Raw genomic sequence first — 16,353 nt, 5'->3', positions numbered from 1 at the left:
GGTGCCCGTGGCCGACGACGGTCACGGGCACCGGTGCGTTCCGGCCCCTTGGACAACCAGAGCGAGACCGAGAATGAATTGACACTGAGTCCCATTCGAGACTTAGAATCGTCTCATGACCTCTTCTCTCTTCGCGCTCTCCCGCCGACTGCGCCCTCTCGTGGTCGCCGGCGCCATGCTGCTCACCGCGGGCACTGCCACGGCAGCGTCGTCCGACGACGACGTCCAGAGTCCGGCCAGAGCCACGAGTGCCGCCACCAGCCGAGCCGCCGGCCTGTTCGACGGCTGGTCCGAGTACCGCACCGAACATCGCGCCGCCCAGTTCGTCGCCGCGTTCCAGCGCGAGGACGCCCCCGCCGTCCGGGCGATGCTGCACCCCGAGGCGACCTTCGTGAACCGGATGCCGCCGTCCGGCGACCGCGACGACGCCGTCGTTCTCACCGGTGCGGCTGAGGTCATGGGCTACTTCAGCCAGACCTTCCCTATCGAGTCCTGCCCGCCCGGGGCGTGACGGCATGCGTTCCGTTGTCGTCACCGGCGCCTCCACCGGTATCGGCCGCGCCACCGTCGCCGCGCTCGTGCGCACCGGCCATCACGTCTGGGCGACGGTCCGCCGCGACCTGGATGCGCGGAGCCTACGCGAGCAGCACGGCGCGAGCGTCACTCCCCTGATCATGGACCTCGAGGACGACGCCACGGTCGCCGCGGCCGGCGAGCAGGTCCGCGCGGCCGGGCCGTTGCACGGGCTGGTCAACAATGCCGGTGCCGCTCTGACCGGACCGCTGGAGTTCCTGCCGCTTGCGGTGTTCCGCCGCCAGCTCGACATCAACCTGGTCGGCCAGTTGTCAGTGACTCAGGCCATGCTCCCGGCGCTGCACCAGGCAGCCACCAGGGCGCGGTCGGAGGGCTCACGGCCACCGCGCATCGTCATGATCGGGTCAATCGGCGGGCGGATCGCCGGGCCGATGGTGGGCCCGTACCACGCGTCCAAGTTCGGCATCGTCGGGCTGAGCGACAGCCTGCGCGCCGAGCTAGCGCCCTTCGGCATCGGGGTGGTGGTCATCGAGCCGGGCAGCGTGGCCACGCCGATCTGGGAACGTGCGCTGCGCTCAGCCAACGAGGTGGTGGCCGCGATGCCGCCGGAGGCGCGCCGCTACGAGCGACAGGTGCGGACGAGCTTCGCGGACGCCGAACGCACGGCTGCCCGCGGCATTCCGCCGGAGCGGCTGGCCGCGGTCATCGTCGACGCCCTGAGCGGCCGGAACCCGCGGCCGCGCCGGTTGGTCGGCCGCGACGCCCGGATCGTCGGGATCCTCACCCGCCTGCTCCCGCCGCGGTTGATCTACCGCATGACGGCGTCGCGGGAGGCAACCGGCACACCGGACTGAGGCCGCGCCGCATCGATTGCTCGACGATGGCCGCCTCACGGTCGCACGACGACGGCCGGCCGCTGGCGAGGAACGCCAGCGGCCGGCCATCGTGTCGGCGGTATGAGGTCAGCGTCGCGGCTTGACGCCGTTCACCGTGGAGGTGTCGTAGGCGAAAGTGAGCACGGCGGAGGCGATCACGTCGGAGTTGATGTCCAGCGCCTCGGTGTTGACGTTGCCCACCAGGTCGTAGTCGGCCCGCAGCGCGTCGTAGACGGCGTCGTCCTGGCCCTCGCCGGTGAGGTTGTCGCAGAAGTTGTGGTAGCAGGGGTCGTACGCGACGCCTGCGACGCCGCCGTACATCTCGGCCTGCTCCTCGGTCTTGACGCCCTCTGCCCCGGTGAACAGCCCGCCGGCCGGGATACCGACCGCGATGAAGGGCCCGTAGTCGGAACGGCCGGAGAACTCGCTGTCGTTGAACTCGAGGTTGCGGCGGGCGTAGATGCGCTCGAACACGTCCTCGATCTCGGCCGAGCCTGGCGGGATGAAGCCTTCCGGCGCGGTACCGCCCGAGTTGTCGCCGTCGTAGATGCCGAACATGTAGTTGGGCGAGGCGACCATGTCGAAGTTGAGGTACAGCGCGATGTCGGCCTGCTGCTCCTCGGTGAGGTTCGCGACATAGTGCTCGGCACCGAGCAGCCCGGACTCCTCAGCACCCCACCACGCGAACCGGACGGTGTTCTTGACGTTCTGCCGGTTCAGCTGGATGGCCGTCTCCAGCAGGGCGGCGCTGCCGCTGCCGTTGTCGTTGATCCCGGCGCCGTCGGGCACGCTGTCCAGGTGCGCGCCCGCCATGACGACGTTGTCGTCGTTGCCCTTGCGGGTCTCGGCCAGCACGTTCCAGGTGGTGCGGATGTCAGCGGTGAAGTCGACCTCGACGCGGACCGTCGCACCCGGCGTGCTGGCCAGCTCGGCGCCGGCGTCGAAGGTGGCGAACACCGCCGGGACCGCGAGCCCGGTGGCGTCGCCGATCATGCCGACCAGGCCGGTGCGGCCGGGCTGGCCCTCGTTCATGACGACGACGGCGGCAGCGCCCGCGGCCTGCGCGTTGAGCACCTTCTGCGCGAAACCGCAGGTGCCGCGCTGGACGAGGGCGATGCCGCCCTGCGGGAACCCGGCGAAGTCCTCGGTCTCGCAGCCGCTGGTCGACGTGTTGTCCGGCAGGTTGGGCGCGTCGAGGCGGAGGTCGACGGGGACCAGCTCACCGGTAGCTTCACCCTGGGGGACGCCGGTGTCGAAGTCGTTGCGGATGAACTCGCTGCCTTCCTCGAACGTGGTCGGCTCGGGAGTGACACGCTCCAGTTCGGACCGCTCGTCGAAGTACTCGAACTCGAACTCCTGCACTTCAGGGGTGTATCCCGCCGCACGCAACTGCTCGACGACGTAGTCGACGCTCTCGGCGTAGCCGGGCAACCCCGAGGCGCGATTGCCGCCGTTGTCGTCGCTGATCTTCTGGAACGCCTCGAGATGATCCAGGACGGCCTCGAGAGTGACGGCTTTGTTGAGCGAGCGAAGCGGGACGTTGTCCTTCGCGGCAGTGGCCGTGACGGCAGGCACGGCCAGCAAACACGTGCCCGCCATCACCCCAGCCGTCGCGATGGCGGCAGTGCGTCGAGTCGGTCGATTCAGCATCGTGGGCAACCTCCTGCACAGGTTCCTGGCTGCCGGCCCCCGGCCGGAAACGGTGACCGAGACGCTATACCCGGACCAGGCATGCGCAGAAGACCCTGGATTGCCGCATTCGAAACGTTATGTCGCGCCGGAAGCCGCGTCGACGGGGTCATGAACGCGCCGCCGGGGTCGACATGACACCCTTCATGTCGAAGAGTCCATGGAATCGACGACGTTGTCATCCACCCGCACGACCTCACGTGGGAGGTAGTCGGCTTCGATGACCAGCGTCGTCACCGGATTCGCCGTCATCGTCACGATCATCGCCATCGGCTACCTCCTGGGCCGCCGCGATGTCCTCGGCCCGACGGGCCCGATGGTGCTCAGCAAGCTGGCGTTCTGGGTCGCCAGCCCGGCGCTGATGTTCCACACCGTCGCCGGCGCCGACCTGGCCGTCCTGGCCTCGAAGCCGCTGATCGCAACCGCCGGCAGCGTGGCCGTCGTGGTGGCGGTGTTCGCCCTGGCCGGGTGGTGGCGCGGCTGGGACGCGTCCTACACAACCCTCGGCGCGCTCTGCTCCGGCCTCGTGAACGCCGGCAACCTGGGCATCCCGATCGCCGCCTACGTGCTGGGTGACGCGACCCTGGTCGCGCCGATCCTCTTGATGCAGACGATCGTCATCGTCCCGGTGGCGTTGACGATTCTGGACCTGGCTGGCGCCGCGACGAAACTCCCGCTCTGGCGGCGGTTCCTGACACCGCTGCAGAGCCCGGTCACCGTCGGTTCCCTGGCCGGCGTCGTTGTCGCGGCCACGAGCGTGCCCATCCCCGCGCCGGTCATGGAACCGTTCATCCTGGTCGGGTCGATGTCGATTCCCGCGGTGCTGATCGTGTTCGGCATCTCGCTGTGCGGGGCGTCGTGGCCAGGACGGGGGCCGGACCGGCGGCCACTGGCATTGGCGGTCGCGCTGAAGTCGCTGGTTCACCCGGCTGTGGCGCTGGGCCTCGGAATGCTGCTCGATCTGTCTCGCGACGAGCTCCTGGCGCTGGTCGTGCTGTCCGCTCTGCCCACCGCACAGAACGCCCTGACCTTCGCCGTCTGGTACGGCAAGGCGATGACGTTGGTGCGCGAATCGATCCTCGTGACCACCGTCGTGTCACTGCCTGTTCTGGTGCTCGTGGCGACGGTCCTGCGGTGACCTTGTACGGCCGCGCGCTCAGGCCACAGCGGTGCCGAGCCGCGCCGCGGCCACGCCGAGCCAGAAGTCGACCTCGTCCGGCCCATGGCGCCGAATGGCCCAGTCGACCTGCCGTGCAGGCAGTAGCCGGGGCCGCTCTCGGTGAGATACAGCGATGGCGGCGTCAGCTCCGACGGCACGGCGTACAGGCGGACCGGCGCGATGTGCTGCGGGTGGTGTGGGTGTGTTGTGGGTGGTGAAATGGTTTGAGGGAGACAACCACGCACCCAACACGCCTCCGGCCCCTGGTCAGGGGTGGGGGTTGGGGGGTTGTCTCCCTCAAACCATTTCTTCTTCTTTGGTTGTGTGTCCGGCGGTGTCCTACTCTCCCACCCCCGCTAGAGGGCAGTACCATCGGCGCTGAAGGGCTTAGCTTCCGGGTTCGGAATGGATCCGGGCGTTTCCCCTTCGCTATGACCGCCGGCACGTGTTGTGAACCAACCAGCACCGGACTCCCACACCGCGGCCCCGACCGGGTCGGGTGGGTGTGGGGGTGTGGTTGTTGGTTCAGAACCGTATAGTGGACGCTTCGCAGTCTTCGTTTCCCGCGCCTCCACGCATGGTGGAAGGGGGTGTGTTGGTCAAGTCCTCGGCCTATTAGTACCGGTCAGCTTCACCCATTTCTGGGCTTCCACGTCCGGCCTATCAACCCAGTCGTCTAGCTGGGGGCCTTACCACGTCAACCGTGTGGGAGACCTCATCTTGAAGCAGGCTTCCCGCTTAGATGCTTTCAGCGGTTATCCTTTCCGAACGTAGCCAACCAGCCGTGCTCCTGGCGGAACAACTGGCACACCAGAGGTTCGTCCGTCCCGGTCCTCTCGTACTAGGGACAGCCCTTCTCAAGTCTCCTGCGCCCGCAGCGGATAGGGACCGAACTGTCTCACGACGTTCTAAACCCAGCTCGCGTACCGCTTTAATGGGCGAACAGCCCAACCCTTGGGACCTGCTACGGCCCCAGGATGCGACGAGCCGACATCGAGGTGCCAAACCATGCCGTCGATATGGACTCTTGGGCAGGATCAGCCTGTTATCCCCGGGGTACCTTTTATCCGTTGAGCGACAGCGCTTCCACAAGCCACTGCCGGATCACTAGTCCCTACTTTCGTACCTGTTCGACCCGTCGGTCTCACAGTCAAGCTCCCTTGTGCACTTGCACTCGCCACCTGATTGCCAACCAGGCTGAGGGAACCTTTGGGCGCCTCCGTTACCTTTTAGGAGGCAACCGCCCCAGTTAAACTACCCACCAGGCACTGTCCCTGATCCGGATCACGGACCGAGGTTAGATATCCAGTACGACCAGAGTGGTATTTCAACGTTGACTCCACCACGACTGGCGTCGCAGCTTCACAGTCTCCCACCTATCCTACACAAGCCGAACCGAACACCAATACCAAGCTATAGTAAAGGTCCCGGGGTCTTTCCGTCCTGCTGCGGGTAACGAGCATCTTTACTCGTAGTGCAATTTCGCCGAGTCCGTGGTTGAGACAGTGGGAAAGTCGTTACGCCATTCGTGCAGGTCGGAACTTACCCGACAAGGAATTTCGCTACCTTAGGATGGTTATAGTTACCACCGCCGTTTACTGGCGCTTAAGTTCTGAGCTTCACCCCGAAAGGTTGACTCGTCCCCTTAACGTTCCAGCACCGGGCAGGCGTCAGTCCGTATACATCGTCTTGCGACTTCGCACGGACCTGTGTTTTTAATAAACAGTCGCTTTCCCCTGGTCTCTGCGGCCTTCAACGCTCCCACCGTAAAGGTGTTCACGCATCCGGCCCCCCTTCTCCCGAAGTTACGGGGGCATTTTGCCGAGTTCCTTAACCACGGTTCACTCGATCGCCTTGGTATTCTCTACCTGACCACCTGTGTCGGTTTGGGGTACGGGCGGCTATGGAACTCACTAGAGGCTTTTCTCGACAGCATAGGATCACCCACTTCGCCGCAATCGGCTCGGCATCCAGCCTCGGGCACTACTGTGGCGGATTTACCTACCACGGCCCCACACTGTTACCCCGGGACTACCATCGCCCGGGATGGGCTACCTTCCTGCGTCACCCCATCGCTTGCCTACTACCGGATCGGGTCCCACGCTCCCCCGTCAACCCTCCCGAAGGAGGAAAAACAGGTTCGGGTGGTTAGCATCACCGGGCTCGGCATGGTCGCGCCACAACCGGTACGGGAATATCAACCCGTTGTCCATCGACTACGCCTGTCGGCCTCGCCTTAGGTCCCGACTTACCCAGGGCGGATTAACCTGGCCCTGGAACCCTTGGTCATTCGGCGGACGGGTTTCTCACCCGTCTTTCGCTACTCATGCCTGCATTCTCACTCGTGTAGCGTCCACGACTGGGTCACCCCGCCGCTTCAACCGCCACACGACGCTCCCCTACCCAACCACACACCTGAACCACGAAGGCTAGATACATGTGTGATTGCCACAGCTTCGGCGGTGTGCTTGAGCCCCGCTACATTGTCGGCGCAGAATCACTTGACCAGTGAGCTATTACGCACTCTTTCAAGGATGGCTGCTTCTAAGCCAACCTCCTGGTTGTCTTCGCAACTCCACATCCTTTTCCACTTAGCACACGCTTAGGGGCCTTAGCTGGTGATCTGGGCTGTTTCCCTCTCGACTACGAACCTTATCGCCCGCAGTCTCACTGCCGCGCTCTCACTTACCGGCATTCGGAGTTTGGCTGACGTCAGTAACCTTGTAGGGCCCATCAGCCATCCAGTGCTCTACCTCCGGCAAGAAACACGCGACGCTGCACCTAAATGCATTTCGGGGAGAACCAGCTATCACGGAGTTTGATTGGCCTTTCACCCCTACCCACAGGTCATCCGCCCACTTTTCAACGTAGGTCGGTTCGGGCCTCCACGAAGTCTTACCTCCGCTTCACCCTGCCCATGGGTAGATCACTCCGCTTCGGGTCTAGAGCATGCGACTGAAACGCCCTATTCGGACTCGCTTTCGCTACGGCTACCCCACACGGGTTAACCTCGCCACACACCACTAACTCGCAGGCTCATTCTTCAAAAGGCACGCCATCACACCCACAAGTGAGCGCTCTGACGGCTTGTAGGCACATGGTTTCAGGTACTATTTCACTCCCCTCCCGGGGTACTTTTCACCATTCCCTCACGGTACTGATCCGCTATCGGTCACCAGGGAGTATTTAGGCTTAGCGGGTGGTCCCGCCAGATTCACACGAGATTCCACGAGCCCCGTGCTACTCGGGTATCACATCACTGGAGTCGTTGCCTTACGTCTACGGGGGTTCCACCCTCTACGCCAGGCCTCTCAAGACCTTTCGACTTCAACAACGATTGATCACTCCAGACCAGCCGCGGCAGCAACTAGTCAATGCAACCCCACAACACCGCACACGCAACCCCTGCCGGGTATCACACGCGCACGGTTTAGCCTCATCCGCTTTCGCTCGCCACTACTCACGGAATCACTCTTGTTTTCTCTTCCTGTGGGTACTGAGATGTTTCACTTCCCCACGTTCCCTCCGATCACCCTATGTGTTCAGGTGACGGTGACGGCACATGACTGCCGCCGGGTTTCCCCATTCGGACACCCCCGGGTCGTAGCTCGGTTGCCAGCTCGCCGGGGATTATCGCAGGCTCCCACGTCCTTCATCGGCTCCTGGTGCCAAGGCATCCACCATGTGCCCTTACTAACTTGACCACAAAGATGAAGATGCTCGCGTCCACTATACAGTTCTCAAACAACAACCAGCACCAGCCTCAAACCCCCACCAAACACCACACACAACACAACTTCGCGTGTGGCCGGTATGGAGAAAGACCAGCCCGCAGAAAACGAACCACCACAACAACCAGCGGCCCGATTTCTCAGGACCCAACAGTGTGTCTCCAACAGTCTCGCCCCACCCGCAACCAGACACCCCAACCCCCAACACGGGAGTCGGCGCAACCAGACGAATGAGGCATGTTCGTTGACGTTCCACCCATGAGCAATCGCCCGCAGAACACTCGCCTGCGACAGCGACCAACCCACACCCCCACCCACACGGGGCAGACGATGTGGAGCTGAAAGCTCCTTAGAAAGGAGGTGATCCAGCCGCACCTTCCGGTACGGCTACCTTGTTACGACTTCGTCCTAATCGCCAGTCCCACCTTCGACAGCTCCCTCCCACAAGGGGTTAGGCCACCGGCTTCGGGTGTTACCGACTTTCATGACGTGACGGGCGGTGTGTACAAGGCCCGGGAACGTATTCACCGCAGCGTTGCTGATCTGCGATTACTAGCGACTCCAACTTCACGGGGTCGAGTTGCAGACCCCGATCCGAACTGAGACCGGCTTTTTGGGATTCGCTCCACCTCACGGTATCGCAGCCCTTTGTACCGGCCATTGTAGCATGCGTGAAGCCCTGGACATAAGGGGCATGATGACTTGACGTCATCCCCACCTTCCTCCGAGTTGACCCCGGCAGTCTCCCATGAGTCCCCGGCATAACCCGCTGGCAACATGGGACGAGGGTTGCGCTCGTTGCGGGACTTAACCCAACATCTCACGACACGAGCTGACGACAGCCATGCACCACCTGTACACGACCCTAAAAGGACCCGACATCTCTGCCGGATTTCCGTGTATGTCAAACCCAGGTAAGGTTCTTCGCGTTGCATCGAATTAATCCGCATGCTCCGCCGCTTGTGCGGGCCCCCGTCAATTCCTTTGAGTTTTAGCCTTGCGGCCGTACTCCCCAGGCGGGGCGCTTAATGCGTTAGCTACGGCACGGACCCCGTGGAAGGGAACCCACACCTAGCGCCCAACGTTTACGGCGTGGACTACCAGGGTATCTAATCCTGTTCGCTCCCCACGCTTTCGCTCCTCAGCGTCAGTATCGGCCCAGAGACCCGCCTTCGCCACCGGTGTTCCTCCTGATATCTGCGCATTCCACCGCTACACCAGGAATTCCAGTCTCCCCTGCCGAACTCTAGCCTGCCCGTATCCACTGCAGACCCGGGGTTAAGCCCCGGGCTTTCACAGCAGACGTGACAAACCGCCTACGAGCCCTTTACGCCCAATAATTCCGGACAACGCTCGCACCCTACGTATTACCGCGGCTGCTGGCACGTAGTTAGCCGGTGCTTCTTCTGCGCCTACCGTCACCCGAAGGCTTCGTCAGCGCTGAAAGAGGTTTACAACCCGAAGGCCGTCATCCCTCACGCGGCGTTGCTGCGTCAGGCTTTCGCCCATTGCGCAATATTCCCCACTGCTGCCTCCCGTAGGAGTCTGGGCCGTGTCTCAGTCCCAGTGTGGCCGGTCGCCCTCTCAGGCCGGCTACCCGTCATCGCCTTGGTAGGCCACTACCCCACCAACAAGCTGATAGGCCGCGAGTCCATCTTCAGCCGAAAAACTTTCCACACACACACCATGCGGTGATGCGTCATATCCGGTATTAGACCCAGTTTCCCGGGCTTATCCCAGAGCTGAAGGCAGGTTACCCACGTGTTACTCACCCGTTCGCCGCTCGAGTACCCCCGAAAGGGCCTTTCCGCTCGACTTGCATGTGTTAAGCACGCCGCCAGCGTTCGTCCTGAGCCAGGATCAAACTCTCCATCAATGACATATGACAACCCCAACCCCAAAAGGCCAGAGCTACCAAACCAATGAAAAGAACAACCCCAACAATAACAACAACCCCAAACAAGGGCTGCCGCATCATCAAAGGAACCCCAAACCCACCCCAAACAGGGCAGGCACGAGGACACAAACTAAATTGGCGTCAACAAACAACCATCAAAAACACACTGTTGAGTTCTCAAAAATCGGACGCACTCGCTTGAGTTTCTTTCGAAACTCGCCGTGAGGCGATGGTTTAACTTTAGGTTTTCCCGGTCTTCCTAGTCAAATCCGCGTCTTTCTCGAATTCGACCGAGGCGACGATCATGAGATCCTTGCCCGGGCAACCCTGCTAGCTTACCCCATCCGGTGCCCCCGATCAACCGTGTCGGCCGATCCGAGTTGCCGGATGAAACTCACCAGCATGCGGAGCGCCGGGAGCCACAGGCATACGCCTGCCACTACCGTCGTTCGCGCGGGTTTGGCTTCGCGAGTCCGGCCCGCCCGAAGGCGTTCCGCGCTCTCACGAGCCGACGGAGAACTTACAAAGATCACGCCACACACGTCAAATCCGCTGCTGAGCCGCGTGTCGGGCCGTCGCGCCGGGTGTCATGCGGGCCCGTCGCACCGGGCGCTGAAGCCGGATCGTCTTCTCAGGCTGCTCTTAAGGAGCCCGTCCACACTGATGCACGTGCGGGTCCTTGTCGTGGACGACGAACCAGTACTTCGGGAATCCCTGGCGCGGTCGTTGCGCTTCGAGGGCTACGCCGTGACGACCGCGGCCGATGGCGTCGAGGCGCTGATCCGGGTGCCCGACGTCCGCCCGGACGTCCTCGTGGTGGATGTCGTCATGCCGCGTCTCAACGGCATCGAGGTGTGCCGGCGACTGCGGCGGGACGGTGACCTCACCCCCGTCTTGATGCTCACCGCGCGCGACGCGGTCCGCGACCGGGTCCTCGGCCTGGATGCGGGCGCCGACGACTACCTGGTCAAGCCTTTCGCGCACGAGGAGCTCCTGGCCCGCTTGCGGGCGATGTTGCGGCGCGTCGCCACCACCCCGGGCCAGCCGCCGTTGGTCGTCGGCGACCTTCGGCTCGACCCAGGTGCCTGGCAGGTCTCCCGCGGGGACCGGGAGATCACGCTCACCCGCACCGAGTTCGGTCTGCTCGAGCTCCTGATGCGGCATCCCCGTCAGGTGCTCACCCGAACCCAGCTCTACGAGGGTGTGTGGGGCTGCGACCTGGACGGCTCGACGAACTCGCTCGACGTCTACATCGGGTACCTGCGCAAGAAGCTGGAGGCCGGCGGCGAGCCGCGAATGCTGCACACGGTCCGCGGGGTCGGCTACACCGTCCGCGCCGCGGACCCGCCGCCATGACACTGCGAGCCCGCCTGGCCATGCTGACGTCGGGCGCGATGGCCCTGGCCGTCCTCGCGGCGTCGGTCGCCGCGTGGCTGCTGATCCGCTCCAGCCTGCTGGCCGAGATCGACGACCGGCTGCTCGACCGGCTCCCCGACATCGACCGACTGGCCAGCATGTCGCAGGACGTCGCCGCAGGCACCTCCGCCGACGGCGAACGGGCGGGGCTGGTCATCGCGAACGAACCACTCGGCGTCCAGGTGGTCGATCCCGACGGCATCGTGAAGGAGCTCGTCCCGCCCGGAGCGGACGTCGACGCATTCGTCCTCGACACCGCCGAGCAGGCACTGCTCGATGGTGACACCGAGAGCCCGCACCTGCGCACCGAGACCATCGACGGCGCCAACTACCGCGTGATGAGCGCCCTGATCGACAACGGCGGCGTACTGCGCCTGGTCCAACCCCTCGACGGCGTGGAAGCGACGATGACGCGCATCGTCTGGCTGCTCATCGCCATCGCCGGCGTGGGCGTGGCCGTCGCCGGCGCCCTCGGCTGGGTGATCGCCCGGGCGGGTCTGCGCCGCGTGGACAGACTGGTCGAGGCCGCGGAGCAGGTGGCCACGACCAAGGACCTCGCGCATCGCATCGAGGTCAAGGGCAGCGACCGGGACGAGGTCGTCCGGCTCGCCGGCTCGGTCAATGCGATGCTGGCGGCCCTGGACAGCGCCCGGACCCGCCAGCGGCAGCTGGTCGAGGACGCCGGACACGAGTTGCGAACGCCGCTGGCCACGCTGCGCAACGACCTCGGCGTGCTGTTGCGGGCCGAGCAGCACCCCGAGCGGACCCTCGCCACCTCCGACCGCGCCGACCTGCTGCGCGACCTGGAGTCCGAGGCCGCGGCGCTGTCGGAGATGGTCGCGGAGATCGTCGACCTCGCCCGTGGCGGCAGCGAGGACGAGCCCTGCCTCGACGTCGACCTCGGCGAGGTGGCGGCCCGCGCGGTGGCGCGGACCCGGCGCGTGAACCCGACCGTCGCCGTCGAGATCCGCGGCGGGCCGGTCGAGGCGGCCGTGCGCCCGGCGACCCTGGAGCGCGCGATTGCGAACCTGGTCCGCAACGCGGTTCAGGTGAGCCCCGACGGCGGCCGGGTCCAGGTGCAGCTCGCAGCGGCCGACGGGTGGGCGACGGTCCGGGTGCTCGATCGCGGGCCGGGTATCCGCGACGACGACCTGCCACGGCTGTTCGACCGCTTCTACCGCGGTGAGGGCGCCCGCGAACGACAGGGCTCGGGTCTGGGCCTGGCCATCGTGGCGCAGGCGGCCGAGCAGCACGGTGGGACGGCCACCGCGGCGAACCGGGCGGGCGGGGGCGCGGTGCTGACCCTACGGTTCCCGCTCCGGCCGCCGGACGATTTCTCAGCCGGCTCTTAGTCCGGCCCTAAAGACGTCTCATCCGGGCACAGGAGCGTGGCGATCGCACCGCACAGACGGCATCGACCACGTCCCGGAGGACGACATGACACGCTTCACCACTGGCCGGACGGCACTCCGCGGCCGGCTGCTGCCCGTACTCGCCCTGTTGCTGACGGTCTCGCTCACGGCGTGCGGGTCCGACGACGACGGCGCGGCGTCCGGTACCGGGGACGGCGACGGCAACAGTGCCGCGGACGGCGAGCTCGCGTTCTACGAGTGCATGCGGGACAACGGCATCGACATGCCCGACCCGGATCCGAGCCAGCAGGGCATCCAGCTCGAGCTTCCCGACGACCCGGGCGCCGCGGAGGCCATGGAGGAGTGCCGGTCGCTGCTGCCCGACGGCGGCGAGGCGTCGGACCCGGACGCGGACGCTTTGGAAGCGCTTCGTGCGTTCACGACCTGCATGCGCGAGAACGGCGTGGACATGCCCGACCCGGCCGCGGACGGTTCGCTGTCGATGCCGACCGGGCTCGACCCGAACTCCGCCGAGTTCCAGGCCGCGATCGGCGCCTGCCAGTCGCTGCTGGCCGGCGCCCCGGTGCGCTTCGGACCGGGCGGTGGCCAGTGAGCCACGTCGACCATGTCACGACCGCGGAACCCGTTGACCTCGACGCCGAGCTGGAGCGACCGTCGAGGCGGCGGTCCCGGCTGCTCTGGCTCACGCTGGGGCTGGTCGCCGCCGCGGGCGCCGGTGGGGCGGTCTGGTACCTGACGCAGGAGGACGGCGACGACACGACGGACGGCACGGCCGCGCCGGCCGCGACGGCGCAGGTGACGCGCGGCACCATCGCGGCGACGGAGACCTGGGCGGGAACTCTCGGGCACGGCGACGCACACACCGTGTCGTCCGGGGCGGGGACGCTCACCCGGGTGGCCGCGCAGGACATGGAGGTCACCCGCGGCACCGAGCTGTACCGCCTGGACGAGCGGCCGGTGACGGCGCTGCTCGGGGCGATCCCGATGTACCGGGACCTCGCCGCGGGCGACACCGGTATCGATGTCCAGCAGCTGGAGGCGAACCTGACCGCACTGGGATACGACGGCTTCACTGCCGACGACGAGTACACCTGGTACACCGCCGAAGCGGTCCGGGAGTGGCAGGAGGACATCGGCGCGGAGGAAACCGGGTCGGTGGGCGTGGCCGACGTGGTGTTCCTGCCCGAGGGCGGGCGGGTCGGCACCGTTCACGCCGAGGCGGGAGCCACGCAGGCACCGGGCGCGCCGGTCCTGGATGTCACCGGCACCGACCAGGTGGCGACGCTGGAGGTGGACGTAGCTGACCGCGACCTCCTGGCCGCCGGTACCGCCGTCACGGTGGTGTTACCGGGCGGTGGCGAGGTCGCCGGCACCGTTACGGCGTCGTCGGTGGTCCAGGCCACCGCGGCGGCCGGGAGCGGTGGTGGTGCCTCCGAGGACGAGACCGGCGCCGACGCGGCCGTCGCCGAGGTGGAGGTGACGCTCGCCGAGCCGGCCGAGGCCAGCCTGATCGGTTCGCCGGTCGACGTGGTGCGGCCGGTCGACGAGCGCGCCGACGTGCTGGTCGTACCGGTCAACGCGCTGCTCGCGGTCGCCGGCGGCGGCTATGGGCTGGAAGTCGTGGGTGACGGCGGCAGCACCGAGATCGTCCCGGTGGAGACCGGCCTGTTCGCGGACGGCCAGGTCGAGGTGACCGGCGACGGCATCGGCGAGGGAACGGTCGTCGGGGTGGCCGGACGATGACCACCCCGACCCAGCCCGTCGTCATGCTCGACGGCGTACGCCGCGTCTACCCAGGTCGCCCGCCGGTACGCGCCCTGGACGGCGTCAGCCTGACGATCGATGCCGGCGAGATGGTGAGCATCGTCGGCCCGTCCGGCTCCGGCAAGAGCACCATGCTCAACGTCCTCGGCACGCTGGACCGCGCCGACGCGGGCACCGTCCACATCGACGGGCACGACGTGGGCGCGCTGTCCGACCGGCAGCTCTCGGCGCTGCGGGCCCGCCGCATCGGATTCGTGTTCCAGCAGTTCTTTCTCTCCCCCGGTGTGACGGCACTCGACAACGTCGCCGACGGGCTCCTCTACACCGGCGCACCTCTCCGCGAGCGGCGCCGCCGGGCGCGCGCCACCCTGGAACGCGTCGGCCTCGCCGAACGCGTCCACCACAAGCCGAACGAGCTCTCCGGCGGACAGCGCCAACGTGTCGCCGTCGCCCGTGCCCTCGTGGGGAAGCCGTCGTTCCTGCTGGCCGACGAACCCACCGGCGCGCTGGACTCCGCGTCCGGCGCGGCCGTGCTCAAACTGCTGCACGAGCTGCACGACGCCGGCACCACCGTCATCGTCATCACCCACGACCACGGCGTCGCCGCCGAGCTGCCCCGCCAGGTGCACATCCTGGACGGGCGGATCGAGTCCGACGAGAAGCTGGAGCACCGATGAGCGCCCCGGCACCGTCCCGGCTGCGCGCCCGCGACACCGCCCGGGTCGCCTTCTCCGGCCTGCGCGCCCGCCCCCTGCGCGCGGTGCTGTCCGCGCTGGGGATCGCGGTCGGCATCGCCGCGATGGTCGCCGTCGTGGGCATCTCCGCCAGCAGCCGCGAACAGGTCAACCAGCAGCTCGAGTCGCTCGGCACCAACCTGCTCACGGTCGCGCCCGGGACGTCGTTCACCGGCGAAGCTGTGTTGCCGGAGGAGAGCGTGGACATGGTGGCCCGGCTCGACGGCGTCACGTCGGTCAGCGCGGTCGGCGCGGTCCCGGGGGCGTCGGTGTACCGCAACGACCAGATCGACGTGAACCAGACGAACGCGCTGGCCGTCACCGCCGCCCGCACCGACCTGCTCGACACCGTCAGCGCGACCGTCGCGTCGGGCCGGTGGCTCGACGACGCACTGGCGGCCTTTCCCGCCGTGGTGCTGGGGGCGGATGCCGCGGACCTGCTGGGGATCTCGCGGACCGACGGCACGGTCGAGGTGTGGCTGGGCGGCGAGTGGTTCACCGTCGTCGGCGTCCTCGACCCGGTGGCCCTGGCGCCGGAGCTGGACTCGGCGGCGCTGATCGGCTGGCCGGTGGCGACCGGGCTGCTGGGCTTCGACGGCGCGCCTACCACCATCTACGAACGCAGCGACGAAGCCGTCATCGACGACGTCCGGGCGCTCCTGCCGGCGACGGTGCACCCGGCGCATCCGGAGGAAGTGGCGGTCAGCCGCCCGTCGGACGCGCTGGCCGCCCAAGCCGCCACCGACGAGACCCTCACCACCCTGCTCCTCGCCCTCGGCGGGGTGGCACTGCTCGTCGGTGGCATCGGCGTCGCCAACACCATGGTCATCGCCGTCCTCGAACGCCGCTCCGAAGTCGGGTTGCGACGCGCGCTCGGCGCCACCCGCGCCCACATCCGCCGCCAGTTCCTCGGTGAGTCGGTCCTGCTGGCCGCGTTCGGCGGACTCGGCGGCGCCGCCCTCGGCGGACTCGCCACCGCCGCGTTCGCCACCAGCCGGGACTGGCCGTTCGCGCTACCGGTCTGGGTGCTGGCCGGCGCAGCGGGCGCCACCATGGTCGTCGGCGCGCTGGCGGGCGCCTACCCCGCCGCCCGTGCCGCCCGGATGCCACCCACCGCGGCGCTGTCCACGGCTTAGGAGCCGGTGATCGACAGGAGGTTGCTACGGGTGCAGGGGTAGCGA

Annotated in this window: 10 protein-coding genes and 3 rRNA genes; 9 read left to right on the top strand and 4 right to left on the bottom strand. The window is 66.6% G+C overall.

Features of this window, described 5'->3' with window-relative positions:
- Positions 1 to 115: 115 nt before the first annotated feature.
- Both JIAGA_RS0116960 and JIAGA_RS0116955 read left to right on the top strand, forming a co-directional pair.
- Complete coding sequence (locus tag JIAGA_RS0116960; RefSeq protein WP_157553249.1) at positions 116 to 511, top strand: nuclear transport factor 2-like protein; 396 nt, start codon at positions 116 to 118, stop codon at positions 509 to 511.
- Positions 512 to 515: 4 nt separating this feature from the next.
- Positions 516 to 1,388 carry an SDR family oxidoreductase gene (locus JIAGA_RS0116955; RefSeq protein ID WP_026876586.1) on the top strand — a complete coding sequence of 291 codons (873 nt, stop codon included), beginning with the start codon at positions 516 to 518 and terminating at the stop codon, positions 1,386 to 1,388.
- 108 nt (positions 1,389 to 1,496) lie between these two features.
- On the opposite strand, the gene JIAGA_RS30395 is transcribed toward JIAGA_RS0116955, so the two are convergent.
- Positions 1,497 to 3,059: a M28 family metallopeptidase gene (locus JIAGA_RS30395; protein WP_084469746.1), complete on the bottom strand. Its 1,563-nt coding sequence runs from the start codon at positions 3,057 to 3,059 to the stop codon at positions 1,497 to 1,499.
- Between the two features lie 259 nt (positions 3,060 to 3,318).
- On the opposite strand from JIAGA_RS30395, the gene JIAGA_RS0116945 reads away from it, so the two are divergent.
- Positions 3,319 to 4,236: an AEC family transporter gene (locus JIAGA_RS0116945; RefSeq protein WP_026876585.1), complete on the top strand. Its 918-nt coding sequence runs from the start codon at positions 3,319 to 3,321 to the stop codon at positions 4,234 to 4,236.
- 347 nt (positions 4,237 to 4,583) lie between these two features.
- Here JIAGA_RS0116945 and rrf read toward each other — a convergent pair.
- The 3 genes from rrf to JIAGA_RS0116930 all read right to left on the bottom strand — a co-directional run bounded on the left by rrf (position 4,584) and on the right by JIAGA_RS0116930 (position 9,864).
- Positions 4,584 to 4,700 (bottom strand): 5S ribosomal RNA (gene rrf, locus JIAGA_RS0116940).
- A gap of 152 nt (positions 4,701 to 4,852) precedes the next feature.
- Positions 4,853 to 7,961: ribosomal RNA gene (locus JIAGA_RS0116935) — 23S ribosomal RNA — on the bottom strand.
- A 380-nt stretch (positions 7,962 to 8,341) separates the two neighbouring features.
- Positions 8,342 to 9,864, bottom strand: a 16S ribosomal RNA gene (locus JIAGA_RS0116930).
- The 16S, 23S and 5S rRNA genes sit together here, the layout of an rRNA operon.
- A gap of 690 nt (positions 9,865 to 10,554) precedes the next feature.
- Here JIAGA_RS0116930 and JIAGA_RS0116925 point away from each other — a divergent pair.
- The 6 genes from JIAGA_RS0116925 (at position 10,555) to JIAGA_RS0116900 (ending at position 16,308) form a co-directional block, all read left to right on the top strand.
- The gene (locus tag JIAGA_RS0116925) at positions 10,555 to 11,241 is read left to right on the top strand and encodes a response regulator transcription factor (RefSeq protein WP_026876584.1); all 687 of its coding nucleotides are present in this window, start codon (positions 10,555 to 10,557) and stop codon (positions 11,239 to 11,241) included.
- Complete coding sequence (locus JIAGA_RS30390; RefSeq protein WP_035812634.1) at positions 11,238 to 12,653, top strand: HAMP domain-containing sensor histidine kinase; 1,416 nt, start codon at positions 11,238 to 11,240, stop codon at positions 12,651 to 12,653. The genes JIAGA_RS0116925 and JIAGA_RS30390 overlap by 4 nt, the downstream gene beginning before the upstream one ends.
- Before the next feature lie 85 nt (positions 12,654 to 12,738).
- Positions 12,739 to 13,266, top strand: coding sequence for a hypothetical protein (locus JIAGA_RS30385; RefSeq protein ID WP_051426195.1), 528 nt, complete (start codon positions 12,739 to 12,741; stop codon positions 13,264 to 13,266).
- Entirely contained in the window at positions 13,263 to 14,417 is a 1,155-nt protein-coding gene (locus tag JIAGA_RS30380; RefSeq protein ID WP_051426194.1) for a peptidoglycan-binding protein, read from the top strand. Before JIAGA_RS30385 ends, JIAGA_RS30380 begins: the two co-directional genes overlap by 4 nt.
- Entirely contained in the window at positions 14,414 to 15,115 is a 702-nt protein-coding gene (locus tag JIAGA_RS0116905; protein ID WP_026876583.1) for an ABC transporter ATP-binding protein, read from the top strand. Before JIAGA_RS30380 ends, JIAGA_RS0116905 begins: the two co-directional genes overlap by 4 nt.
- Positions 15,112 to 16,308, top strand: a complete 1,197-nt coding sequence (locus JIAGA_RS0116900; protein ID WP_026876582.1) for an ABC transporter permease — start codon at positions 15,112 to 15,114, stop codon at positions 16,306 to 16,308. The genes JIAGA_RS0116905 and JIAGA_RS0116900 overlap by 4 nt, the downstream gene beginning before the upstream one ends.
- Positions 16,309 to 16,353 lie beyond the last annotated feature (45 nt).

Source organism: Jiangella gansuensis DSM 44835 (genome assembly GCF_000515395.1).
In the GTDB taxonomy this organism is placed as follows: Bacteria; Actinomycetota; Actinomycetes; order Jiangellales; family Jiangellaceae; genus Jiangella; species Jiangella gansuensis.
This window is presented reverse-complemented; position numbering and strand designations above follow the sequence as displayed.

Excerpts from the sequence above, each read along its gene's own strand:
- JIAGA_RS0116945 (WP_026876585.1), top strand. The coding sequence starts at position 3,319 with ATGACCAGCGTCGTCACCGGATTCGCCGTCATCGTCACGATCATCGCC.
- JIAGA_RS30395 (WP_084469746.1), bottom strand. The coding sequence starts at position 3,059 with ATGCTGAATCGACCGACTCGACGCACTGCCGCCATCGCGACGGCTGGG.
- JIAGA_RS30385 (WP_051426195.1), top strand. The coding sequence starts at position 12,739 with ATGACACGCTTCACCACTGGCCGGACGGCACTCCGCGGCCGGCTGCTG.
- JIAGA_RS0116900 (WP_026876582.1), top strand. The coding sequence starts at position 15,112 with ATGAGCGCCCCGGCACCGTCCCGGCTGCGCGCCCGCGACACCGCCCGG.
- JIAGA_RS0116955 (WP_026876586.1), top strand. The coding sequence starts at position 516 with ATGCGTTCCGTTGTCGTCACCGGCGCCTCCACCGGTATCGGCCGCGCC.
- JIAGA_RS0116960 (WP_157553249.1), top strand. The coding sequence starts at position 116 with ATGACCTCTTCTCTCTTCGCGCTCTCCCGCCGACTGCGCCCTCTCGTG.
- JIAGA_RS30390 (WP_035812634.1), top strand. The coding sequence starts at position 11,238 with ATGACACTGCGAGCCCGCCTGGCCATGCTGACGTCGGGCGCGATGGCC.
- JIAGA_RS0116905 (WP_026876583.1), top strand. The coding sequence starts at position 14,414 with ATGACCACCCCGACCCAGCCCGTCGTCATGCTCGACGGCGTACGCCGC.